This window comes from Sphingobacterium spiritivorum ATCC 33861, assembly GCF_000143765.1.
Lineage (GTDB): Bacteria > Bacteroidota > Bacteroidia > Sphingobacteriales > Sphingobacteriaceae > Sphingobacterium > Sphingobacterium spiritivorum.
In genome coordinates, this window is record NZ_GL379771.1 from 924,115 (window position 1) to 946,845 (window position 22,731).

Here is a 22,731-nt window from a genome sequence, read left to right on the forward strand (position 1 = left end):
ACTACCAATTAGAGTTTAGCATATGAGTACTATTGATACAAATACACAGGCCAAAATCAATCAATGGCTGGGATCTGAATATGATCAGGAAACAGTAGATCAGGTCCGGAGACTAATAGATCAAAATGAAGAAACAGAATTAATTGACAGTTTCTACCGGGACCTAGAGTTTGGTACAGGAGGCCTTCGGGGTATTATGGGCGTAGGATCTAACCGAATGAACAAATATACCATCGGAAAAGCCACACAAGGTCTGGCAAATTACCTCAAAAAACAGTTCCCCGGTCAGGAGATCAAAGTTGCTGTATCATACGATAGTCGCAACAATTCACAATCCTTCGGCAGATTGGTAGCTGATGTTTTCGCTGCAAACGGTATTAAAGTTTACCTGTTCTCCGAATTACGTCCGACACCAGTGTTATCCTTTGCAATACGTCATTTTGGTTGTCAGAGTGGTGTGATGCTGACCGCATCCCACAATCCTAAAGAATATAACGGATATAAAGCCTATTGGAATGACGGCTGCCAGCTCACAGCTCCACATGATAAAAATGTGATTGATGAAGTCAATGCTATTGCTTCTGTCAATGACATTAAATTTGAAGCTATCGCAGAAAACATTATTCCGGTCGGAACAGAAATAGACGAAGCTTATATCAAAGCCAATGTGGCTCTCAGTATCAATCCTGAGGTTGTAAAAGCACAAAAAGATCTGAAAATAGTCTTCTCTCCTATTCACGGTACAGGTATTACCATCGTTCCGCAGCTCCTCAGAGCATGGGGATTTGACGATTTAATACTTGTGGAAGAACAGGCAACTCCAAATGGAAATTTTCCGACAGTAATTTACCCCAATCCGGAAGAAGAAGATGCTATGGCAATGGCCAAAGCGAAAGGTGAAGCCACAGATGCAGATTTAGTATTGGCAACGGATCCGGACGCAGATCGCGTAGGTGTAGCTGTAAAAAATAATGCAGGTAAATTTGAATTGCTCAACGGCAATCAGATCGGAAGTCTATTGATTTATTATGTATTAAGTGCTAAAAAAGAGCAAAATAAACTATCAGAAACTGCCTACATTGTCAAAACGATAGTTACCACTAATCTTCAGGCCGATATTGCTGCACATTCTGGTGTAAAGCACTATGAAACGCTTACAGGATTTAAATACATTGGTGAGCTGATGACAAAGTTACTTGGAAAAGAGGAATATCTTGCCGGAGGAGAAGAAAGTTATGGGTACCTGGTTGGCGACCTTGTCAGAGATAAAGATGCACCAAATGCCTGTGCTTTTCTAGCAGAGATGACCGCTTACTTTAAGAATAAGGGTAAATCAGTTTACGATGTACTGATGGACATCTATCAGGAATTCGGATGCTATCGTGAAAAACTGGTGTCACTGACTAAAAAAGGAAAAGCAGGAGCTGAAGAAATTGCAGCAATGATGGTAAGACTCCGCGAAAATATGCCAAACACATTGGGAGGTATTACTGTAAAAGAAGTCCGGGATTATCAGAACAGTGTGTCCATCCTATTAGCTACGGGAGAAAAAAAGGCTATTGATCTTCCTAAATCTGATGTACTGCAGTTTATCACCGTAGAGGGAGATGTAATCTCTGCACGCCCGTCTGGAACAGAACCTAAGATCAAATTTTACTGTTCAGTAAAAGAACCTCTAAACTCAGTTGCAGAATACCAAACGGTATCGCAGCGTCTGGAAGATAAGGTTGAAAAAATGATGGCCGATATTATATAAACTGATAATATGGAAAAATGGAAATTACTCGCTTCGGAGTACATTATCAAGCGTCCCTGGGCTACACTCAGAGTAGACAAAATGGAGCTTCCGAACGGTAATATAAAAGAAGAATACTATGTGCTGGAATATCCGACATGGGTCAACATGATCGGCATCACTAAAGATCAAAAAATCCTGTTTGTACGGCAGTACCGTCATGGTGCAGATCAGATTATGGTCGAATTGCCTGCTGGTGTTGTGGAAGAAGGAGAAGATCCCCGGGATGCGGCAAAAAGAGAACTATTAGAGGAAACGGGATTTGCGTTCGAGGGAATAGAAGAGATCTGTAAGCTCTACGCCAATCCGGCTACCAGTGGCAATCTCACCTATACCTACATCTTACAAGGAGGCGTAAAAGTGCAGGAGCAGGAACTCGACAACTCAGAAGATATTGAAGTTGTGGAAATGACCATTGAAGAAGCTAAAACTTTTTTGTTTGAAAATAAATTAGGGCAGGCTCTGCATACCGCAGCCCTGTTCTATGCCTTCCGTAAACTAGGCCTGCTCTAAAGCAAGCCTGGTTTTTATTGCTTTTCAGAAATATCTTTTGTATAAGCTTAGTTTGGAAGAAGCAAACACTGAATAAACCTTCTCTCTACGAATGTTGTTATCTCTAAACATCATTTCACTTTAGAAGCCGTAGGCTTTTTTGTACCTTTGCCGCATGGCGAGAGAAATTATTGAAACCAAGAGAAAAGCACTTCAAATAAATCTGAACCCCGATATTTACGGCACATTCGCCGAGATCGGAGGAGGACAGGAAGTCGCCCGAAACTTCTTTGGTGCCGGAGCTGCTTCGGGCACTATTGCAAAAACCATTTCAGCATATGACATGGCCTTCAGTGATGCCATATACGGAGCCGAAGAGTCCGGCAGATACGTCAGCAGACCTCGCCTCAACAAAATGCTCCACCACGAATTTGAACTTTTGACAGAGCGTCTTCACGGAGAAAAATACGCTACCAAAAAGTTCTTCTCATTTGCAAATACCGTTACTACCCTCAATTTTACAAAGACAAATGAACCCCATGGCTGGATTGGTATCCGTTTTCAGACGGTCACAAACGGCCCTATTAATCAGATCATCATTCACACCCGGTTATTGGACAATGACAACCAGCAGCAGCAAAAAGTTCTGGGAACGATCGGTGTAAATCTGGTATATGCCGCATATTATTATACCAACGATATCCAGTCCATGATTGAATCTTTCGTAGATAATGTCTCTGCAGGATCTGTGGAAATAGATCTGGTAAAAGTAGAAGGTCCGGTTTTTGAACGTGTCAATGAACGTTTGATCAACCTTTACCTTGTAGCTAAGGGATTTTCAAAAGCAGCGATCTTCAAACCGGATGGCAAAGCGGCACAAAGTAAAGATTACCTGTATAAAAAAGATATCATTATTCTCCGCACAAAATACCGTCAGAAATCCCTTCCAAACTTTGACCTGTTCAACCTCGCTGTAGAACAATTCAAACGCAATACAAATGCAAATCCGGAAAATGTGGTCGTTATGATAGAGGTTTTGATGGGAAATGTACTGGATGAAGATTCAAATATTTCCAATGAGGATTTAAAATATTTCGCTGAACGTGCAGAATACCTTTGCTCAACCGGTAACAATATTCTGGTATCCAATTTCCGCAGAAATAATCACCTGGCAGAATATGTCACGCAGTTCAAACCGGGTAATATTGGAATTGCGTCCAATATCTCCAACCTGAGAAATATCTTCAATTCGGATCAGTATAATAAAGATCATTATACAAACGAATTACTGGGTTATATCAGTGGAATGTTTAGCAAAAATGTAAAGCTGTATGTCTATCCTTACATGGATAAAAATGAAAATATCATCACAACACAGAATCTTAAAGTTTCGCCGGAAGCGAAGCCACTGTTCGACTTTCTGATACAGAACAGATATATTATTGATATCGAGAATTACGATCCGAAATTTGTGAAAACAATATAAAAAATAAGGCCTTACGCAAGTAAGGCCTTATTTGTATAAGTTGGTATCCTTTACAAAAACTTCTTATAAATAGCATACATGATCTTACGGTCCTCATCCGTAAGAGTAGCCGTAGTAATGTCTCTTTGGATATAGTGTGTCTTAAATGCCTTGATAGCAGCATCCGGATTTTTGATATCATATCCTATAATACGTAAAGCCATTACCGGATTAAAATCCACAGGTGGCGTTTCTAAAAAATCATCATACCAGTAGCCAAATCCTTTGTCAGCCAATGCTTTCCATGGAAAACGGGTCGGATCATTCTTACGTGTAGGCGCCAGATCCATATGACCGATAAAATTAGCCTGTGGAATACCGTACTTCGTTTTCAGATAGGTCAGCAGTTCGATCAGGCTATTGATCTGTGATTCAGTCCACGGATCTGTAGTACCGTTATTGTCCAGCTCAATCCCTATAGATGAAGAATTGAGATCTGTATCGTTTCCCCATTTTCCAATTCCGGCATGATGTGCCCGGTAATAATCATTGACCATCTGCACCACCTTACCGTCACGACCTACCACATAATGTGAACTAACACCTGCTTTGGCAGAATGAAATGTTTTGATCGTCTGATCTGTAGAATTCTGTGCCGTGTGATGGATGACAACATAGTTGGGCTTACGCATACCAAAATTAATAGAAGCCACCCATTCTTTCTCCTTTACCGGATACAATTTGGAAATAGCCTGATCTTTTGGAGGAACTTCTTTATATAGTTTGGCAAATTCTTTTGCTTTATTTTTGTACACTTTCTCAGTTGCGGCATACTTTCCGCCAGAACAGGAGGCGATTACAAAAGAAGCCAGCATAATTCCCGTAGAAATTTTTATCTTCATAAATCATTATTTTAAAACAAATATACAACCTGCAGCCCAAATAAAAGACCGCACAAACCTCCTGGCACATAATTAGCATAGAAGCAACAGATACTCTTATTAAACGAAAGAAAACAATTAATAATACATTTATTACAACACTACGATTATGAGCGAATTTTCATTACAATCATTCATTGCAAAAACAAGGCAGGATGATTCAGAACATGATTATTTTGAGTTGGAAAAAGCACAAATGCTGGAGATCAACCTGAATAATCAATCTGTATGGACCAAAAACGGAAGTATGGTCGGATATGTAGGTACTATCAAGTTTGAAAGGGAAGGCATGCTTTCCGGAGGTATTGGCAACTTCCTTAAGAAAACCCTTACCGGAGAAGGAGCCAAGCTGATGAAAGCTCAGGGTACAGGGCGACTGTATGTGGCAGATTCTGGTAAAAAGGTCCAGATCCTGCAACTCAATAATGAGTCTATCTGTGTAAATGGAAATGATATCCTTGCACACGATCAGAGTATCAAAAATGAAATTACAATGCTGAAGAGTATTGCCGGAATGCTTTCCGGAGGATTATTTCAGGTTCGGCTCACGGGTAGTGGTTATGTCGCCATTACAACACACGGTGATCCGCTTACACTGATGGTAACTCCTGGAAATCCTGTGTTTACAGATCCGAACGCGACTGTAGCCTGGGCAGGACACTTAAAGCCCGAATTGAAAAGCAATGTATCATTCAAAAGTATTCTGGGTCGTGGAAGTGGTGAAGAATTTCAAATGATGTTTCAGGGAGAAGGCTGGGTGCTGATCCAACCGTATGAAGAAGTGTATTTTCAACAAAGCTAAATAAAAGAGGGGCAGTGCACAGTTAGCCCCTCTTTTTATTTATATTTTTTTATTTTAAAGCAGCATAATTCAGCTTATCCATTGCTTTCTGTAATTCAGCCAGAGAAAAATGCTGGCCTCTTAATTCAACATTATATCTGTCTTTTTCTAAAAAGCTTACCGAAGAAACAAAGTAATCTGCTGTTCCGTCATTTTCTTTGCTTTCTTCCGTCTTACCACGTTTTCCATTAAATTCACCGGTTTTCTCTACACGGTTTCCGTTTTCACTTTCACTTTCCACCTGGTAACCGAGCACAAGCAAAGAAACAACGCCCGATCCCAGCTCCCCTGCACCATCCATCAATTTTACGGTGATTTCTTTACCCGCTTCATCTGAATATGTTGCATTACCGGTAGCGATATTTCCATACATTTCACCATTCCCTACCGAAATACTGGTTCTCTTCAATCCTTCCAATGTTTCCGGAAAGAAAGATTTCAGTTCCTCATTAGATAACGGAGTCAGTCCTTTCAATTTATTCTGTACTTCCTCCATTTTTGCCGCACCATCAGTTAGATTATTCAGATTTTTGACTCCAGAAACTACGTCTGTGATACCTCCTTTTTCTTCTGTAGAGGTATCACCGTCTTCACTTTTTTTATTTCCGCCACAGGCAGATAGTAAAACTGCAGACAAAGTAAGAGTTGAAATAATTTTGAAATAGCTTTTCATATGTATAAAATTTGTTTTTTAAAGACCGACGGGCGGATTCTAAACTGTACTGATTCGTATTTGTGAGGCTTGTACCACACAGATTTTCATATATAACTTATTTGTTTAACAAATATAAAAAATCCCGCCACATATACAACAATCTATTAAACAGCATTTTACTGATTCGAAAAAATTGAATGCATCTGCTCTTCTAAGATATGTTTACTTCTGTAAAGCAATTAACAAAAAAAGAGGCATCACTTAAAAGTAATGCCTCTTCCAGTATTATAATAAAAGGCTTATGCCTCCATGTATTCTTCAATAGAAGGACATGAGCAAATCAGTGTACGGTCTCCCTGAGACTCATTTACACGTCCTACAGATGGCCAGAATTTATGTGCTTTCAGATAGTCTAACGGATATGCAGCAGTCTGACGGCTGTATGATCTTGTCCACTCATCTGCAGTCACCACAGCAGCTGTGTGTGGTGCATGTTTCAAGACATTCTCTGTCTGATCAATCTCTCCCGATTCTATTGCCGCAATTTCCTGACGGATAGCGATCAATGCATCACAGAAACGATCTAATTCTGCTTTAGATTCAGACTCTGTAGGTTCAACCATTAAGGTACCTGCCACAGGGAAAGAAACCGTTGGTGCGTGGAAACCGTAATCCATCAATCGTTTAGCGATATCAGCAACTTCCACTCCTACGTTCTTAAAGTTCCGGCAATCCAGGATCATTTCATGCGCACAGCGACCATTGATTCCGGAATATAAGACCGGATAATGGTTTTCTAATCTGGATTTGATATAGTTTGCATTCAGAATAGCTGTTTTAGTTGCATTTGTCAGACCATCTCCGCCCATCATAGCAATATAAGCATGTGAGATAACCAGAATAGATGCAGAACCAAAAGGAGCTGCTGAGACAGCATGAATACCTTCTTCACCTGAAGTTTCTACTACTTCATGGTTCGGTAAGAACGGAACCAGATGTTTAGCGACACCTATAGGACCCATACCCGGGCCACCGCCACCATGCGGAATACAGAATGTCTTATGCAGATTCAGGTGACATACGTCAGCTCCGATATGACCCGGACTTGTCAGGCCTACCTGTGCATTCATATTCGCCCCATCCATATATACCTGACCTCCGTTTGCGTGGATGATCTCACAGATCTCAATAATAGATTCTTCGAATACACCGTGTGTAGATGGATAAGTAACCATCAATGAGTTCAGATTAGCCGCATGTTCCTCAGCTTTCGCTTTTAGATCAGCTACATCTATATTACCGAAATCATCACATTTCACTACGACAACTTTCAATCCCGCCATTGATGCAGATGCTGGGTTGGTACCATGAGCAGATGCAGGAATCAAACAGATATTACGGTTATGATCACCCCGGCTTTCATGATAAGCACGGATCACCATAAGACCGGCATATTCTCCCTGTGCTCCGGAGTTTGGTTGAAAACTCATTTTCGCAAATCCGGTTATCTCAGACAACCAGTCATTCAGTTCACCGATCAATTGCATATATCCCGAAGTCTGATCCAGCGGTGCAAACGGGTGAAGTCCGCCAAACTGTGCCCAGGTCACAGGAACCATTTCTGCTGTAGCATTCAGTTTCATGGTACATGATCCCAACGGAATCATAGAGTGACATAAGGAAAGATCCTTCGCTTCTAATGATTTGATATAACGTAACATCTCATGCTCAGAGTGGTAGCTATTGAAAATAGGATGTGTCAGATAAGCACTCTGACGAACCAGTTCAGCCGGAATAGAAGATGAAATCGCTTTCTCAGCAGCATCAAAATCAACATCACTCAGTGTCTTGCCGATTATTTTAGCAAATACTTTTGTGATGGTTTGAATATCTTCGAAGGTCGTCGTTTCGTCAATAGAGATTTTTACTTCTGTACCATTGTAATTGAAGTTCATCTCATTATTCAACGCTTCTGCCTTTAATGAACCGGCATGTTCTCCAAGTTCGAAACGAACCGTATCAAAATATGTTTTGTTCAATTGAGTATAACCCAGTGATTGAACAGCATGATCTAATAATTGTGCAAGATCGTTGATACGGCTTGCAATATTTTTAATCCCCTGTGGTCCGTGATATACCGCATAGAAAGAAGCCATAATAGCCAGTAATGCCTGTGCAGTACAGATATTAGAAGAAGCTTTATCACGGCGGATATGCTGCTCACGGGTTTGCAGAGCCATACGAAGTGCGTAGTTACCGTTTGAATCAGAAGTAACGCCTATGATACGTCCCGGAATATTACGTTTGTAAGCATCTTTTGTAGCGAAGAAAGCCGCATGAGGACCTCCAAAACCCATTGGTACACCGAATCGCTGCGAGTTACCGACAACAACATCAGCACCCCATTCTCCCGGAGGCGTCAGTAAGGCAAGACTCATCAGGTCTGCCGCTACACAGATTGTCATTCCTTTTGCATGAACAGCATCAGCGAACGCTTTGTAGTCAATGATAGATCCGTCGCCCAGTGGGTACTGTAAGAAAACCGCAAAAACATCGTCTGTCAGATTAGATTCTGAAACAGATGCAATTTTCAATTCAATTCCAAAAGAGATTGCTCTTGTTTTCAATACATCAATCGTCTGCGGAAATGCTTTTTCTGAAACCAAAAAAGTGTTTGCTGCTTTATTTTTACGCGCAGAGTACAACATAAACATTGCTTCTGCAGCTGCAGTTGCTTCATCTAACAAAGATGCATTCGCAATTTCCAAACCTGTAAAGTCAGTAATAACCGTCTGGAAATTCAACAGTGCCTGAAGGCGACCCTGAGCAATTTCAGCCTGATATGGCGTATACTGTGTATACCATCCCGGATTTTCGAATACATTTCTCTGGATAACTCCCGGAAGAATTACATCGTAATATCCCTGGCCAATATAGGATTTGAATACCTTATTTTTTTCGGCGATTTGCTTAGCTCTTTTCAAATAGGCAGTTTCACTCAATGCTGCAGGCAGGTTTAATGCATTTTTAGCTCTGATTTGAGAAGGAACCGTTTGATCAATCAGCTGATCAACAGCGTCAACACCTAAAGCTGACAACATCTCATTCACTTCAACCTGACTAGGACCGTTGTGACGACTTTCGAATTTTTCTTGAAAATGTATTTTACTCATGGATGTAAAAAGTTACCGCTTTTTGTTCAGTACCGGCCCTCGGTTTATAGGGCTTTATTTCTTCACAAAACAGACGAATTTTGGATGTGCAAAGATACATATTTTCAAAGCCTAAAAAAAGTGATTTTTGTCTTGTGACACACGAAGTATACGTACCCTGTAAAACAACCGTTTGCGCTATCATTTTAATAAAATATATTCACCTGTTCATCGCATTTGTAACACATCATTTTACCTTCCCTGTGAGCTTTTTTATAAATAAGAGAATCAGGGTGATCCTATTTTTTCATTATGACAATTTCTGGCTCAAAAAGTCTGTTTATATTACTATATTTATAATGAGGACAGGTTCCAATAGTCTCATAAACAATTTCATAAACACCAATAATCTGCTAATAGACACCAGTTTCACGTGGAAGAAATTCCTTATGCAGAAACCGGAAAACAAGAAGGCCCGATCAGGTGTTCTATTTTATTACTACAGGAGGATGTAAACCCATATACCATGAGACAAACAACAGATACGCTATTGATGATCCGGCCGGCATCTTTCAGAAAGAATGAGCAGACATCAATCAATAATTATTTTCAACATACCATCCCCGGTTGGTCTGATGAGCGTATCAATACCTGCGCTCAGCAAGAGTTCGACAATTTTGTCTCCTTATTAAAACAACATGATATCAGACTTATTGTCATACAGGATGACGGCCAACACGATACACCTGACAGTATCTTTCCGAATAACTGGATATCTTTTCATGAAAACGGAGAAGTAGTGCTCTATCCTATGTTTGCTGAAAACAGAAGAAATGAGCGTAAAATAGATATTTTCGCTCCGCTGAAAGAAGCCGGATACGCTGTAACTGATCGCCGGGACTTCACTTCATCAGAAAATCAGCATCTGTTTTTAGAAGGAACAGGAAGTCTTATTCTGGATCGGGTAAACCGAAAAGCATACTGCTCGCTCTCCCCAAGAGCCGATAGTGATCTTGTACACCGTTTCTGTCTGACTATGGATTATACACCCGTTCTGTTCGAATCCTTTCAATCAGTTGGTGATCTTCGTAAAGCGATATATCATACAAATGTGATGATGGCAGTCGGAGACCATTTTGCGGTGCTCTGTGCAGATGCAATAGACAATAAATTGCAACGCCAGCTGGTGATTGACAACCTGCATCAGGACAATAAAGAGATTGTATTTATTACTGAGGAGCAGGCGGGCAGATTTGCCGGAAACATTTTACAGGTGCATTCCGTCTCCGGAGCTTCGTTTGTCGTGATGAGCAGTCAGGCATACGACTGTCTGCTCCCTATACAGCGGGATATGCTCTCGCAATATGGTACACTCCTTAAAAGTCCACTGAACGTAATTGAAACCTGTGGCGGAGGAAGTGCTAGATGCATGATGGCAGAAGTCTTTCTGCCGCAACAAACGATATCTTAATAAAGTATGCTAAACTTAAAATCAAGAGGGTTAAAATGCTTGTAAAGCTCACGGAAAAGTTCATCTCCATATTTGACATACAGCAGAGCAAAGTTTTCGGTGCGTTCCTGTAAACCTCCTCCCGGAAACAGTTTTTCCTTTACTCGTTCAATCTGCGTCAATGCTTCATTATGATTGCGCTTATCTGCTTTCAGAAGCTTTTTCTCCAGATTCTTTATTGCCTTTTTTAGTCTGGCCTTGACGGCATCTGTACTCGGCCCAAGACTGGGGTCAATTTTATGTGTACGAAGCTTTATTTTACCGAAAATCGCATTTAGCTCCATCCATTCATCATTAAGATTCAGGCGATGCGTAGTATGCCTGCGGACATAGTCATTCTTAAGCGTATTTGCAGGCTTAAATATGCTTTTGAATGTCAGATCCAGACGAAAGATTTTACCAGCAATAGTATCATCGGTGATCATGGCAGAATTACGGGGTACCAAAATCGGAAAATCAACAGCATACTGATCAAAATTTGCTTTTAACTGGAGCCAGTATACCATTTCAGCTCCTCCGCCGATGTAGGCCAGATTAGGGAGTATTATTTCCTCATACATAGGCCGCATGATCACATTCGGGCTGAAGCGCTCCGGATAGTTGTCAATCTCCATTTCTAATTCTTCCCTGCTGAAATAGACATCCTGATGCAAAACTTCATAACGGCCGTCATCCAGTTTGACAATACGTTCTCTGTACGTATCTGTTAAATAGAAAAAGTTGATCTCCCGGGCATGCACCTGAGTAGAAAAACCCTTCTCTTCCAGTTCTTCAGAAGTTTTCTGAATAGCCTTAAAACTTTTTTCCTGAAGAATATCTTCTTTGATAACCGGAGCAAATACCTTTTTCAATTCCCGGCTATCGGCATCCAGAATAACTAAACCATATTCTTTAAAAAGACTATGTACAAAAGTTCTGGTTGCGTCTGCCAGATTATTATGTTCAATGTACGCCTTATCGACTTTATCATTTAGTTTACAGGAATTGTCTGAAAGGCCTAATATTGCCTTATACTGTTTGACCGCTTCTTCGATACTTTCGGTGGCCATACGTCCGGTTGCAGATACAGCCGGAGTATCCCAACTTATCTTTTTACCAAAGACACGTGTATGATTTATCTCTTCAAAATCGTGATCTTCTGTAGCCATCCAGTATACAGGCACAAAGTTTTTATCCGGGTGCGCCTTTTTCAGATCGTCTGCTAACCGGATAGCTGTAATGATCTTAAAAATAAAATAAAGGGGTCCTGTGAATATATTAAGCTGATGCCCGGTGGTTACGGTGTAGGTATTTTCGTCAAGTAAGGCGGTAATATTGGCTTCAACGGCAGGTGCATCAGCAAGCAGATCTGTATATTGAGCCCGCAACTGATCGACCAGCAATGGTCGGTGTGTGAAAGTCTTTTTGTGTTCAATTTGCTTTGCAAAACCATCCAGATCAGGTCGGTTTCCATAAAAAGGCTGTAGCTCCGGATGGTTGTCCAGATAAGCGATTAAGGTCTTGGAAAAACTGTTGGTATCACGGTAATCTATATAAGTTGCTTTCATTCCTGCTTATTAAATTATTGGTGTATTCGAAAAAAAATACACTTGTCCCATAGGGAACCTAACAAAAATAAAAATTTAGCGGGAATGAAAGGCCCTTCTTCTATTATTTGACAATAGTCCCATAAAGATCAAAGTCTTCAGCACGGTCAATCTTTACCTGAACAAAATCTCCTATGCGGGCATAGGTATCTTTTGCAGAGATTAACACCTCATTATCAACCTCAGGAGAGTCATATTCTGTACGTCCGATGAAATAATCACCATCCACTTTATCAACCAGCACTTTATAGGTCTTACCTATTTTCTCCTGATTAATATCGTATGAAATTCCTTGCTGAACCTCCATAATCTGTTCTACACGGGATTCTTTTACTTCTTCCGGTACATCATCCGTTAACGAATAAGCATGGGTTTTCTCTTCATGTGAGTAGGTAAAACAGCCCAGGCGGTCAAAACGGGATTCTTCTACCCATTCCAACATCTCCTGAAAGTCCTGTTCAGTCTCACCGGGATATCCGCAGATTAATGTTGTGCGAAGAGCAATATCCGGCACTTTATCCCGGATCTGATTCACCAGATCAATTTGTTTTTGTTTTGTTGTACCTCTACGCATAGATTTCAGCATATTATCCGAAATGTGCTGAAGAGGCATATCTAAGTAATTACAGATATTCGATCGCTCTGCCATTGCATCCAGTATATCCATTGGAAATCCGGAAGGATAAGCATATTGAAGACGAATCCATTCTATACCGTCTACGTCAGAAAGATTACGCAAAAGATCAGAAAGATTACGCTTACCATAAATATCCAGACCATAATAAGTCAGATCCTGAGCAATAAGAATTAATTCCTTTGTACCATTAGAGGCTAGGAATTTCGCTTCTTTTACCAGATCTTCCATCGGTTTGGAAACATGCTTTCCGCGCATCAACGGGATAGCACAGAACGAACATGGTCTGTTACAGCCTTCTGCAATTTTAAAATATGAAAAGTGTAAAGGTGTAGACAGCATGCGCTCACCCAGTAATTCATGGCGGTAATCTGCTCCTATACTGGATAATAACTCAGGCAAATCATTTGTTCCGAAGTAAGCATCTACACTGGAAATTTCAGCTTGCAACTCCGGCTTATAACGTTCGGACAGACAACCCGTTACGATCACCTTATTGATTTTACCTTGCTCTTTGAGCTCGCTGTATTGAAGAATGGTATCAATAGATTCCTGTTTGGCATTATCGATAAAACCACAGGTATTGATAACCACAATATCATTATTTTGAATATTAGAGGCCTCATGTACCACCTCCATTTGATTCCCTTTTAACTGTCCCATCAGCACTTCACTGTCATGAATGTTTTTGGAACATCCCAACGTGATCACATTAACACGGGGTTTCTGCTTAATTTCAGCAGATCTTACAGATTTTGTTTTCATATTACCTTGCAGATTCTTTGAATAAAGAATCAACAAATTCTTTTTTATTGAACAATTGTAAATCGTCTATCTTCTCTCCTACTCCAATATACTTGACCGGGATCTTAAACTGATCTGAAATACCAATTACTACACCACCTTTTGCGGTTCCGTCCAATTTTGTCAACGCCAACGCATTGACATCTGTGGCCTGGGTGAATTGTGTACACTGCTCTATTGCATTTTGCCCGGTAGAAGCATCCAGCACTAACAATATCTCATGCGGTGCTCCCGGAATAACTTTTTGCATGACATTCTTGATTTTCCCCAACTCGTTCATCAATCCCACTTTATTATGCAGGCGACCTGCAGTATCAATAATAGCCACATCATCTCCGTTGGAAACAGCAGACTTGATCGTATCAAAAGCAACAGATGCCGGGTCAGAACCCATAGCCTGTGCCACAACACGTACACCGACACGTTCTCCCCATAATTTTAGCTGATCCACTGCTGCCGCTCTAAACGTATCGGCAGCACCTAATACTACTTTATTACCGGCAGCTTTCAATTGGTGAGCAAGTTTACCTATCGTCGTTGTCTTACCAACGCCGTTGACACCCACGACCATGATCACATAGGGTTTATGATTTCCGTATTCAAAGTTTTCGAAGTCAGAGCTGTTATTCTCTGCAAGCAAAGCCTGTATTTCGTCTTTCAGCAGATTATTAAGCTCAGAAGTATTGATGTATTTGTCTTTTGCTACACGTGCCTGAATACGATCTATGATTTTCAGTGTAGTCGTCACGCCGACATCTGAAGTAACCAGTATCTCTTCCAGTTCATCAAGCACGTCATCATCCACAGTAGATTTACCAACCACTGCTTTTGTAATTTTAGACAAAAACCCCTCTTTAGTTTTTTCTAAGCCCTTATCTAGCGCTTCCTGTGCTTCTGGCGTTTCTTGCTTCTTTTTGAAAAAATCGAATAATCCCATAGATGTCCTGAGCGAAACCGTGTAATGTAAAATGATTCTGTCGCATAGGTTTTATCCCTTTGCAGAACAGATATCCGCATCAAATATACGCAAATTTAGATGTAACGAAAAAAGCCCTTTCGGTAATATACCAAAACGGCTTTTGAGAATTTTTTAAAGAAAAACTTTAAAAAAGGAATATCTTACTGTTTCGTCTTATTTAGTAGCTGCAGCTAAAGCATCTTTCACTTTATCATTGTGAATCATGCTTGATTTGAAAGTATAAGCTCCAGTTTTTGCAGAACGAGTAGTAATAATAACCTTTGTAAATTCTTTACCGCCACCTTTTTGTAACGATGCAACTGCTTTCTTTGCCATGTTTTTATATTTTTTAACTCAATATCCCACAAGGGATCATTGTGATAATGATTATTTAATTTCTTTGTGAACAGTAACTTTTCTCAACACCGGATTGAATTTTTTCAATTCAAGACGCTCAGTTGTGTTCTTTTTGTTTTTTGTGGTGATATAGCGAGACATTCCCGGAAGACCACTTTCTTTGTGCTCAGTACACTCTAAGATTACTTGTACTCTATTTCCTTTTTTAGCCATTGTTTTACTTTATTTTATATCCGCCTTAACGGGGATTGAATTTCAGAATATTTAATGCAACAGGCGACTGACCTAATTAGATAGATCCTTTTTTAATAAACGTATTAATAGCAGCAGTGATGCCGTTTTTATTAATCGTCTTAATCGCCGAAGTTGAAACTTTTAACGTAATCCAACGATTTTCTTCAGGAATGAAGAAACGTTTCGTTTGTAAGTTTGGATAAAATTTACGTTTGGTTTTTGCGTTCGAATTCGATACGCGGTAACCATTTAATGCCGTCTTGCCTGTTAAATCACAAATTCTTGACATGATATCTGATTTTTATTGTTGTCTGTATATTACTAATATGTCTTTTCGCAAAGAGTTTGCAAATATCTATATTTCTTTTTGCAAATACAAGACTTGGAAGGGAAATATTTAAAATATTTATGATGCAGGACAGGTCAGTGCGCAAAAATAACTTTTTATTTTAATCTAACTTTGTATCTTTAATCAAATAGTTTTCAACAATTCACAATGAACAAATATTTACGAAGAGGGCTTATACTCTCTGTATCCGGCATACTGATTACCTATGGGGGATACTGGATGATGCATCAAGAGATTGATCTATACAAGATTATCATGATTCTCGGGGTCCTTGTTTTCAGTTGGGGATTTGTAACAATTATTTACAGTCTGATCCGTAAGATAGAAAGAAAGAGCATTATGGAATCCCGACAGGAAGAGCAACACAAAGATTAGAGAGGTAAATATTACAACTGTCAAATTCGTATTTTTGCCTGCCTCAATCGGAAAACCATGCTTCATAAAACAAAAGGTATAGCCCTCAAACTGACAAACTACTCTGAAAGTAGTGTAGTTGTACAGGTCTATACTGAAAGTTTCGGACTACAGTCCTATCTGGTCAACGGGGCTAAAAAACCAAAAGCAAAGATAAAGGCAAATCTCTTTCAGCCCCTTCATCTGCTGGAGCTGATCGTATATCACAAGGATAATAACAATCTGCAACGTATCTCTGAAGCACACCAGACACCTCCTTTGCTGGATCTGCCCTACAATATTATAAAGAGCTCTATCGCTATCTTTCTTAATGAAGTGCTGTACAAGTCATTGAAGCAACAGCAACATGACGGTTTTCTGTTTAATTTTATTTTTCAGTCAATACGCTATCTGGATGAAACGGACCATAGCCTGGCAAACTTTCATCTTACTTTTCTTATAAAACTGAGCATGTTTTTGGGGTTTCTCCCAAATGTGGGAACAAAAGTTCTGCCCTATTTTGACCTGAGAGAAGGAAACTTCAGCAGCTCTTTGCCGGCCCACAGTGATGTACTACAGCCTCCGCATACTGAAATATTTCATCAGCTTATCGGATCGACCTATGCCTCTGCTGCAGCCCTTAAAATCAATAAAGAAGAGCGTGCCTTACTGCTCTCTAAGATTCTGGACTTTTATAATATACATGTTGCGAATTTTGGGGAAATAAATTCTGTATATATACTTGAAGAAATATTCCGATAAAAAAAGAGCCGTTTTCGATATGGAAAACGGCTCTTTTCACAATAAATATATCTTGAATCTATTAATTAGATAACTTTTACATTTACCGCGTTAAGACCTTTACGGCCTTGTTCTACTTCGTAAGAAACATTGTCGTTTTCACGAATTTTGTCAATTAATCCAGTAACGTGAACAAAGATTTCTCCTTCACCAGAATTAGGGATGATGAAACCGAAACCTTTGGCTTCATTAAAGAATTTTACTACTCCTTCTTGCATTTTGTATAATATTTAATTCCCTAAAGATATTTATAATTATTTAAAATCGGCAAAAAACATTAAACTAAATTCTCTTTTTTACGTCTATATTTTACTTATTGCCTGAAAAATGGTCAAGTTTTTGACAGGTCTCAGGCATAAAACAACAGATATGAAGAAAATAATATTAGGTATTTTAATTCTAGGAATTATGGGAACCACGTACGCACAACAGCAAGTTACAGACAATCTGCGCAAGGTATCAACAAAAGGAAAGGCTGAAAAAGAAGTCACTCCGGACATCATTTATCTTTCTGTATCTTTAAAAGAATACTACCTGGACGGAAATACCAAAAAGAAAGTAACTATCGAAACACTTGAAAAACAATTGTTTGATGCTGCTATGGCTAATGGAATCAAAAAAGAAGATTTCACCATTCAGAATATTTGGAGCTATAACAACAACGACCCTAAGAAAAAGAAAAACTCAGAATTACTGCAGTCCCGTCAGTATCGTCTGAAAGTAACTGATCTTTCCAAACTAAACAGTCTGTTTGATGATGTAGATGCAAAAGGGCTTCAAAACACATCAATCAATGAATACGACTATTCAGGGAAAAAAGAGCTGGAGAAACAATTAAAAACAGAAGCTGTTAATGATGCGAAAAGCAATGCAACTATCTTAGCAGCTGCTGCTGGTGACAAAGTTGGTAAGGTATTAATCATCAATGATAATACGAGTTTCAATTTTGCAAATTATGCGCCTAGTGTACGTGCTATGTCATTCAAATCTGCGGATGCAATGGGCGGAGCACCGGAACAGGAAAGTCTCGACATCGATATCAAACCTATCAAAATATATATGGAGATAGATGCGATTTTTGAATTATTATAATCCATGCCAAAAATTCTATTGCCCGAAGAAAAGGAACTCCGCTTAAAGCAGGATTTTGCCTGGGTAGAAAGAGTATCCTGGATACTGGACAACAAATTTAATATTGGAGGAGTCCGGTTTGGCCTGGACCCTCTTCTTAATCTGATCCCGTTTGCAGGCAATCTGGTTACCTTTTCAACATCGCTGATGCTGGTCATGGTGATGTGGAGAAACGGTGTAAGCTCTAAAGCTGTCGTCAAGATGCTGATCAATATTATGATCGATGCCATACTGGGCGCCATTCCGTTTTTAGGAAATATCTTTGACTTTTTTAAGAAGTCTAATCAGCGCAATGTGGAGATCTTACGGGAACATTATTACGAAGGAAAGCACCAGGGCTCAGGTGTTTGGTTGGTTGCCGCAGTACTGGGTATACTTCTGCTGATCTGCGGAATTATGATTTTCATCCTTTGGAAACTTACCGAATGGATCTATCAACTTATCTTTTAAAAAAGATCTTTCTTTAAGAATAGCGTTAAGCGAAAGTTTAACGCTATTTTTGTTTATAAAGCGATAGCATGAAAAATAAAAGCAGATATATAGCACTTGTGCTGATCATTCTGATGATCACCGCGTTCTTAACAAATCCTCCGCGCGAAAAACACGAAGAGATTATACGCGACAAAGCAAAGCAGATCTTAAAAGAGCAGTTAAGCTACAAGCATCAGGATGCATTTGATTTCGGAATGCAAATATTTGGAGACCAGATGATCAATCAGTTTATGAAAGGAAGTGTACAGATAGACAATTATTTTTTATTTTCTACGACTAAGGTTCGTTGGGAAAATAAACAAACCGTAATCGGTATTGGTGCTTTCGGCAAAGTATGGCTAAGCAGTAAGATAGACGAGAAAATAGCAGATATCATCAAAGTTCTTAAAAAAATATAACCAAAGATAATGCTGGATATCCTATATCAAGATCAGGAGATCGTCGCTATCAATAAACCACATGGTCTGCTGGTACATCGTTCACCTATAGCACGGGATGCTTCTGAATTTGCACTACAGCTCCTGCGTGATCAGCTTCAGCAACGCGTATATCCTGCCCACCGGCTGGACCGCAAAACAGGAGGAATATTGTTATTCTCGCTTACAAAAGAAATGGACAAGTCATTGCAGCAACTGTTTCAGGATCGAAAAATGAATAAGTCTTATCTGGCAGTAGTAAGAGGATATACAGAAGATGACGGTCAGATAAATTATCCGTTGAAAAAAGATAATGGAGAAGAGCAAGAGGCGCTAACGCATTATAAGACATTGTCGCGGTCTGAAATTGATCTTCCTACAGGCAATTTCACAACTTCCAGATATTCTCTGGTAGAAGCCAATCCGGAGACGGGCCGCATGCATCAGCTGCGCAAGCATTTTGCCCACATCTTCCATCCTATACTGGGCGACAGGCCGCATGGCTGCAACAAGCAAAATAAATTGTGGAAAGAACGTTTCGAAATGGATACAATGATGCTTCATGCATCACAGCTATCTTTTGAACATCCCACAACAGGAAATATAGTACACATAAAAGCTCCCTTACAACCGGAGTTTGAAAGAGTATTATCTATTTTAAAATTAGAGTCACCAAATCTGTAGTCATGAATACATTTATATTAGAGGTTTTCTGTAAAATAATCGGCATCGGTGCGGCGTCAGGATTAGTTTATAATCAGTCTCATCTGTATCTGATCGCTGATAACAGCCATTACATATATGACTATCACCTCAAAAAAAATCAACTTCTGAAGTTTCCCCTTACTTCTTCCGAAATACTGGGAGAAAATATTATTAAAAAAGAAAAAGCAGACATTGAGGCAATCAGTCTGTATGAAAACACGTTATTTATATATGGCTCTGGTTCGACAGCGAAACGAAATAAAGGTTTTGAGGTCTTCCCGGATAACTCATTTAAAGTAAATCCGTCTGATCTGACAGCGCTCTATTCGAGATTACAGAAGGTGGCAAACATCAGCGAAGCTGATTTTAATATTGAAGGTGCTATTGTAGATCAAGACCGCATCCTCTTATTCAACAGAGGCAACGGACCTCAGAAGCGTAATGTTGTTTTCCAGATCAACCGAAAGCAGCCGGAACAGGAAATTCTCTGGAAAGATATTGCTCTGCCTGCCATTAAGACAATGAGTACCGGTTTTACAGATGCAATCTTACATCAGGGACTGATTTATTTTATTGCTGCTGCAGAAGATTCGAATTCCAATTATCACGACGGAGAGATCGGAGGATCCCTCATTGGCGTAATGGATGCCGGGACTTTTGATATAAAGCGTACACTTGAAATCTCTGCAACACACAAGATCGAAGGTCTTACCTTTTACGAAGAAGATCAGAAGTCTGTTCAATTTCTGCTTTGTGAGGACCGTGATAATGATGAAGAGGAAGCTATAATATATAAACTCACCTTATCCAAGTAAACGATTGCACAAAAAGCGTAAACCCTCATTTTTTGTGGGTTTAATTTATAAATTTGTACAAAATTAAACTTAAGTTGTTTATGTCTAAAAATACAGCTCTTACGGAGCATCACATTGCGTTGGGCGCAAAAATGGTCCCTTTCGCGGGATTCAATATGCCGGTTCAATATTCTGGGATTAATGACGAACATGAAACTGTACGCAACGGTGTCGGCGTGTTTGATGTAAGTCATATGGGCGAATTTATTTTAAAGGGAGACAATGTCCTGGATTTACTTCAGAAAGTATCTTCAAACGACGTATCCAAATTATATGACGGAAAAGTACAGTACGCATACCTTCCGAATGAAAATGGTGGTGTCGTAGATGATTTTCTGACTTACCGTATTGATGAAAAGACTTATTTCCTTGTTGTCAATGCATCCAATATAGAAAAAGACTGGAACTGGATCAGCAAATACAATACATATGGTGTGGAGATGAAAAACATCTCTGACCAGACTTCACTATTTGCAGTTCAGGGTCCTAAGGCTGCAGAAGCTCTGCAATCCCTTACTGATATAGAGCTTGCTCCGATGGAATACTATACATTTGCTAAAGGTACTTTCGCAGGCGTAGATAATGTATTGGTATCAGCGACAGGATACACCGGTGCCGGTGGTTTTGAAATTTATGTAGCCAATGAGGATGCACAGAAAGTGTGGGATGCCATATTTGAAGCAGGAGCAGCTTACGGCATTAAGCCGATAGGTTTAGGTGCAAGAGACACGCTTCGTCTGGAAATGGGCTTTTGTCTGTATGGCAATGATATTGATGACAATACATCTCCGTTAGCTGCAGGCCTGGGCTGGGTAACGAAATTCACAAAGGATTTTGTAAACTCAGCAAATCTGAAAGCTGAAAAAGAAGCCGGAGTTAAACAAAAATTAGTGGGTTTTGAAATGATAGACCGCGGTATTCCCCGTCACGACTATGAAATAGTAGATGCAGACGGAAATGTTATCGGTCGTGTTACTTCCGGAACGCAGTCACCATCACTGAAAAAATCTATTGGATTAGGTTATGTTGATCAGGCTTTTGCTAAAGAAGGAACCGAGATCTTTATCCACATCCGTAATCAGAAGATTAAAGCTAAAGTGGCAAAACCGCCATTTGTAAAATAAAAAAGAAACGGGCTTAAATTAAGCCCGTTTCTTTTTCTTCTTTGTTGTACTAGTCTTCACCGGTACCTCCTGAGGTGTTCGTGTCTTTCTTCTGACCTGCTTCAACAAGACGATTTTCAGATAGATAAATACAACTCCAAGCGCAATAGACAGTCCGAAAATTAATGCATTCCCACTCTTATATGCCGTATATCCGATCATGATAAGCAACATCATTCCAACATTCAGGCCTACATTATAAATAATCTCTTTCTTCATTTATTAAACTTATTTTTCACAGCAGAATGGATTACTCTATTCCGTAAAAACCAGAAATATACAGCTCCCGCCAGAATATTGCCCATTACAATGAAAATAGCTAATCCCAATCTTTCAACATTAGAAATCCTCCCCGAAAGAAAGATCTCTCTAAGAACCAGAAATACCCATATCAGGGAAATCAATAAGGAAACACTTATAATAAGTGTCGCAAACTGTATATTGATAAAACAGGCCAGCAGGCCTATTACATAAAAAGCAAGACTAAACAGAAAAGCCTGTTTGGTCTGATGCTCCAGATTTTTCATGTGCAGACTAATAAACGTCCAGCTCAGGATCGATCTCTTCTTTCCAGGCCAAAATACCTCCCTTAAGGTTTGCCAGATTATCAAATCCCTGCTGCTCAAGAAGCATTACAGCCTGTGCACTGCGTTTGCCGCTACGACACTGGATAATAACAGGCTTGTCTTTCGAAATTTTCTCAGCCTCAATAACGATACCTGCCAAAGGAATATTAAGTCCGCCCAGATTAGACACTTCATACTCAAAGGATTCGCGAACATCTATTAGTTGAAAATCCTCATTATTATCGATTTTTTGCTTTAATTCAGCAACGGATACTTCTTTCATGATTTCTTTAAATATTTTAATCAAATATAAGGATTTGCTTCAAGGAAAAAGGAATAATGAACTGCTCTTTAGTGTTAAAAGATAGTCCAAACGATTTCTTATCTCCGTCTGCGGGCAGATTCCTGTTGCGGACGTTACCTGTAAAACCTCTTTT

26 protein-coding genes are annotated in these 22,731 nt (G+C 39.6%); 13 read left to right on the plus strand and 13 right to left on the minus strand.

Features of this window, described 5'->3' with window-relative positions:
- Nucleotides 1-22: 22 nt before the first annotated feature.
- From HMPREF0766_RS13980 to HMPREF0766_RS13990, 3 genes are all read left to right on the plus strand, one after another.
- Complete coding sequence (locus tag HMPREF0766_RS13980; protein ID WP_002998381.1) at nucleotides 23-1,756, plus strand: phospho-sugar mutase; 1,734 nt, start codon at nucleotides 23-25, stop codon at nucleotides 1,754-1,756.
- 9 nt (nucleotides 1,757-1,765) lie between these two features.
- Nucleotides 1,766-2,308, plus strand: coding sequence for an NUDIX hydrolase (locus HMPREF0766_RS13985; protein WP_002998383.1), 543 nt, complete (start codon nucleotides 1,766-1,768; stop codon nucleotides 2,306-2,308).
- Between the two features lie 154 nt (nucleotides 2,309-2,462).
- Nucleotides 2,463-3,773: a hypothetical protein gene (locus HMPREF0766_RS13990; protein WP_002998385.1), complete on the plus strand. Its 1,311-nt coding sequence runs from the start codon at nucleotides 2,463-2,465 to the stop codon at nucleotides 3,771-3,773.
- A 50-nt stretch (nucleotides 3,774-3,823) separates the two neighbouring features.
- On the opposite strand, the gene HMPREF0766_RS13995 is transcribed toward HMPREF0766_RS13990, so the two are convergent.
- Nucleotides 3,824-4,654: an N-acetylmuramoyl-L-alanine amidase gene (locus tag HMPREF0766_RS13995; RefSeq protein WP_002998387.1), complete on the minus strand. Its 831-nt coding sequence runs from the start codon at nucleotides 4,652-4,654 to the stop codon at nucleotides 3,824-3,826.
- Between the two features lie 148 nt (nucleotides 4,655-4,802).
- Here HMPREF0766_RS13995 and HMPREF0766_RS14000 point away from each other — a divergent pair, with 148 nt between their 5' ends.
- On the plus strand, nucleotides 4,803-5,495 hold the full coding sequence (locus tag HMPREF0766_RS14000) for an AIM24 family protein (protein WP_002998389.1): 693 nt from the start codon (nucleotides 4,803-4,805) through the stop codon (nucleotides 5,493-5,495).
- Nucleotides 5,496-5,544: 49 nt separating this feature from the next.
- Here HMPREF0766_RS14000 and HMPREF0766_RS14005 read toward each other — a convergent pair whose 3' ends face one another.
- Both HMPREF0766_RS14005 and gcvP read right to left on the minus strand, forming a co-directional pair.
- On the minus strand, nucleotides 5,545-6,207 hold the full coding sequence (locus HMPREF0766_RS14005) for a hypothetical protein (RefSeq protein ID WP_002998391.1): 663 nt from the start codon (nucleotides 6,205-6,207) through the stop codon (nucleotides 5,545-5,547).
- A gap of 281 nt (nucleotides 6,208-6,488) precedes the next feature.
- Nucleotides 6,489-9,362, minus strand: coding sequence for an aminomethyl-transferring glycine dehydrogenase (gene gcvP / locus HMPREF0766_RS14010; RefSeq protein ID WP_002998394.1), 2,874 nt, complete (start codon nucleotides 9,360-9,362; stop codon nucleotides 6,489-6,491).
- Nucleotides 9,363-9,867: 505 nt separating this feature from the next.
- Here gcvP and ctlX point away from each other — a divergent pair.
- Nucleotides 9,868-10,812, plus strand: a complete 945-nt coding sequence (gene ctlX / locus HMPREF0766_RS14020; protein ID WP_037460409.1) for a citrulline utilization hydrolase CtlX — start codon at nucleotides 9,868-9,870, stop codon at nucleotides 10,810-10,812.
- Here the strand turns inward: ctlX and bshC are convergent.
- From bshC to rpmB, 6 genes are all read right to left on the minus strand, one after another.
- Nucleotides 10,809-12,398, minus strand: a complete 1,590-nt coding sequence (bshC, locus tag HMPREF0766_RS14025) for a bacillithiol biosynthesis cysteine-adding enzyme BshC (RefSeq protein WP_002998401.1) — start codon at nucleotides 12,396-12,398, stop codon at nucleotides 10,809-10,811. The genes ctlX and bshC overlap by 4 nt on opposite strands.
- Nucleotides 12,399-12,501: 103 nt before the next feature.
- Nucleotides 12,502-13,836, minus strand: a complete 1,335-nt coding sequence (rimO, locus tag HMPREF0766_RS14030) for a 30S ribosomal protein S12 methylthiotransferase RimO (protein WP_037460288.1) — start codon at nucleotides 13,834-13,836, stop codon at nucleotides 12,502-12,504.
- A 1-nt stretch (nucleotide 13,837) separates the two neighbouring features.
- Nucleotides 13,838-14,812, minus strand: a complete 975-nt coding sequence (gene ftsY / locus HMPREF0766_RS14035; protein ID WP_002998405.1) for a signal recognition particle-docking protein FtsY — start codon at nucleotides 14,810-14,812, stop codon at nucleotides 13,838-13,840.
- Nucleotides 14,813-15,007: 195 nt separating this feature from the next.
- Complete coding sequence (locus tag HMPREF0766_RS22110) at nucleotides 15,008-15,169, minus strand: DUF4295 domain-containing protein (protein ID WP_002998407.1); 162 nt, start codon at nucleotides 15,167-15,169, stop codon at nucleotides 15,008-15,010.
- A 51-nt stretch (nucleotides 15,170-15,220) separates the two neighbouring features.
- Nucleotides 15,221-15,403, minus strand: coding sequence for a 50S ribosomal protein L33 (gene rpmG, locus HMPREF0766_RS14040; protein ID WP_002998409.1), 183 nt, complete (start codon nucleotides 15,401-15,403; stop codon nucleotides 15,221-15,223).
- Nucleotides 15,404-15,479: 76 nt separating this feature from the next.
- A complete protein-coding gene (rpmB, locus tag HMPREF0766_RS22115; RefSeq protein WP_002998411.1) occupies nucleotides 15,480-15,713 on the minus strand; it encodes a 50S ribosomal protein L28 in 234 nt (77 codons plus the stop codon).
- A 207-nt stretch (nucleotides 15,714-15,920) separates the two neighbouring features.
- Between rpmB and HMPREF0766_RS14045 the strand changes: the two genes are divergently transcribed.
- Together HMPREF0766_RS14045 and recO are read left to right on the plus strand one after the other, a co-directional pair.
- Complete coding sequence (locus HMPREF0766_RS14045; RefSeq protein ID WP_002998413.1) at nucleotides 15,921-16,148, plus strand: hypothetical protein; 228 nt, start codon at nucleotides 15,921-15,923, stop codon at nucleotides 16,146-16,148.
- A 57-nt stretch (nucleotides 16,149-16,205) separates the two neighbouring features.
- Nucleotides 16,206-16,928 carry a DNA repair protein RecO gene (gene recO / locus HMPREF0766_RS14050; RefSeq protein ID WP_002998415.1) on the plus strand — a complete coding sequence of 241 codons (723 nt, stop codon included), beginning with the start codon at nucleotides 16,206-16,208 and terminating at the stop codon, nucleotides 16,926-16,928.
- A gap of 65 nt (nucleotides 16,929-16,993) precedes the next feature.
- Here the strand turns inward: recO and HMPREF0766_RS14055 are convergent, their stop codons facing one another.
- The gene (locus tag HMPREF0766_RS14055; RefSeq protein WP_002998417.1) at nucleotides 16,994-17,185 is read right to left on the minus strand and encodes a cold-shock protein; all 192 of its coding nucleotides are present in this window, start codon (nucleotides 17,183-17,185) and stop codon (nucleotides 16,994-16,996) included.
- A 151-nt stretch (nucleotides 17,186-17,336) separates the two neighbouring features.
- Between HMPREF0766_RS14055 and HMPREF0766_RS14060 the strand changes: the two genes are divergently transcribed.
- From HMPREF0766_RS14060 to gcvT, 6 genes are all read left to right on the plus strand, one after another.
- Complete coding sequence (locus HMPREF0766_RS14060; protein WP_236590620.1) at nucleotides 17,337-18,059, plus strand: SIMPL domain-containing protein; 723 nt, start codon at nucleotides 17,337-17,339, stop codon at nucleotides 18,057-18,059.
- 3 nt (nucleotides 18,060-18,062) lie between these two features.
- A complete protein-coding gene (locus HMPREF0766_RS14065) occupies nucleotides 18,063-18,548 on the plus strand; it encodes a DUF4112 domain-containing protein (protein WP_002998422.1) in 486 nt (161 codons plus the stop codon).
- Between the two features lie 68 nt (nucleotides 18,549-18,616).
- The gene (locus HMPREF0766_RS14070) at nucleotides 18,617-18,988 is read left to right on the plus strand and encodes a DUF4359 domain-containing protein (RefSeq protein ID WP_002998424.1); all 372 of its coding nucleotides are present in this window, start codon (nucleotides 18,617-18,619) and stop codon (nucleotides 18,986-18,988) included.
- 9 nt (nucleotides 18,989-18,997) lie between these two features.
- Nucleotides 18,998-19,690, plus strand: a complete 693-nt coding sequence (locus tag HMPREF0766_RS14075; RefSeq protein ID WP_002998426.1) for a pseudouridine synthase — start codon at nucleotides 18,998-19,000, stop codon at nucleotides 19,688-19,690.
- A gap of 2 nt (nucleotides 19,691-19,692) precedes the next feature.
- Entirely contained in the window at nucleotides 19,693-20,526 is an 834-nt protein-coding gene (locus tag HMPREF0766_RS14080; protein ID WP_002998428.1) for a DUF6929 family protein, read from the plus strand.
- An 80-nt stretch (nucleotides 20,527-20,606) separates the two neighbouring features.
- On the plus strand, nucleotides 20,607-21,689 hold the full coding sequence (gene gcvT / locus HMPREF0766_RS14085) for a glycine cleavage system aminomethyltransferase GcvT (RefSeq protein ID WP_002998430.1): 1,083 nt from the start codon (nucleotides 20,607-20,609) through the stop codon (nucleotides 21,687-21,689).
- 18 nt (nucleotides 21,690-21,707) lie between these two features.
- On the opposite strand, the gene HMPREF0766_RS14090 is transcribed toward gcvT, so the two are convergent.
- Genes HMPREF0766_RS14090 through HMPREF0766_RS14100 form a run of 3 tightly spaced genes read right to left on the minus strand, consistent with a single transcriptional unit; the run spans nucleotide 21,708 to nucleotide 22,577 of the window.
- Nucleotides 21,708-21,947 carry a DUF6358 family protein gene (locus HMPREF0766_RS14090; RefSeq protein ID WP_002998432.1) on the minus strand — a complete coding sequence of 80 codons (240 nt, stop codon included), beginning with the start codon at nucleotides 21,945-21,947 and terminating at the stop codon, nucleotides 21,708-21,710.
- On the minus strand, nucleotides 21,944-22,255 hold the full coding sequence (locus tag HMPREF0766_RS14095) for a hypothetical protein (protein WP_002998433.1): 312 nt from the start codon (nucleotides 22,253-22,255) through the stop codon (nucleotides 21,944-21,946). Before HMPREF0766_RS14095 ends, HMPREF0766_RS14090 begins: the two co-directional genes overlap by 4 nt.
- A gap of 7 nt (nucleotides 22,256-22,262) precedes the next feature.
- Nucleotides 22,263-22,577 carry a rhodanese-like domain-containing protein gene (locus tag HMPREF0766_RS14100; RefSeq protein ID WP_002998435.1) on the minus strand — a complete coding sequence of 105 codons (315 nt, stop codon included), beginning with the start codon at nucleotides 22,575-22,577 and terminating at the stop codon, nucleotides 22,263-22,265.
- Nucleotides 22,578-22,731 lie beyond the last annotated feature (154 nt).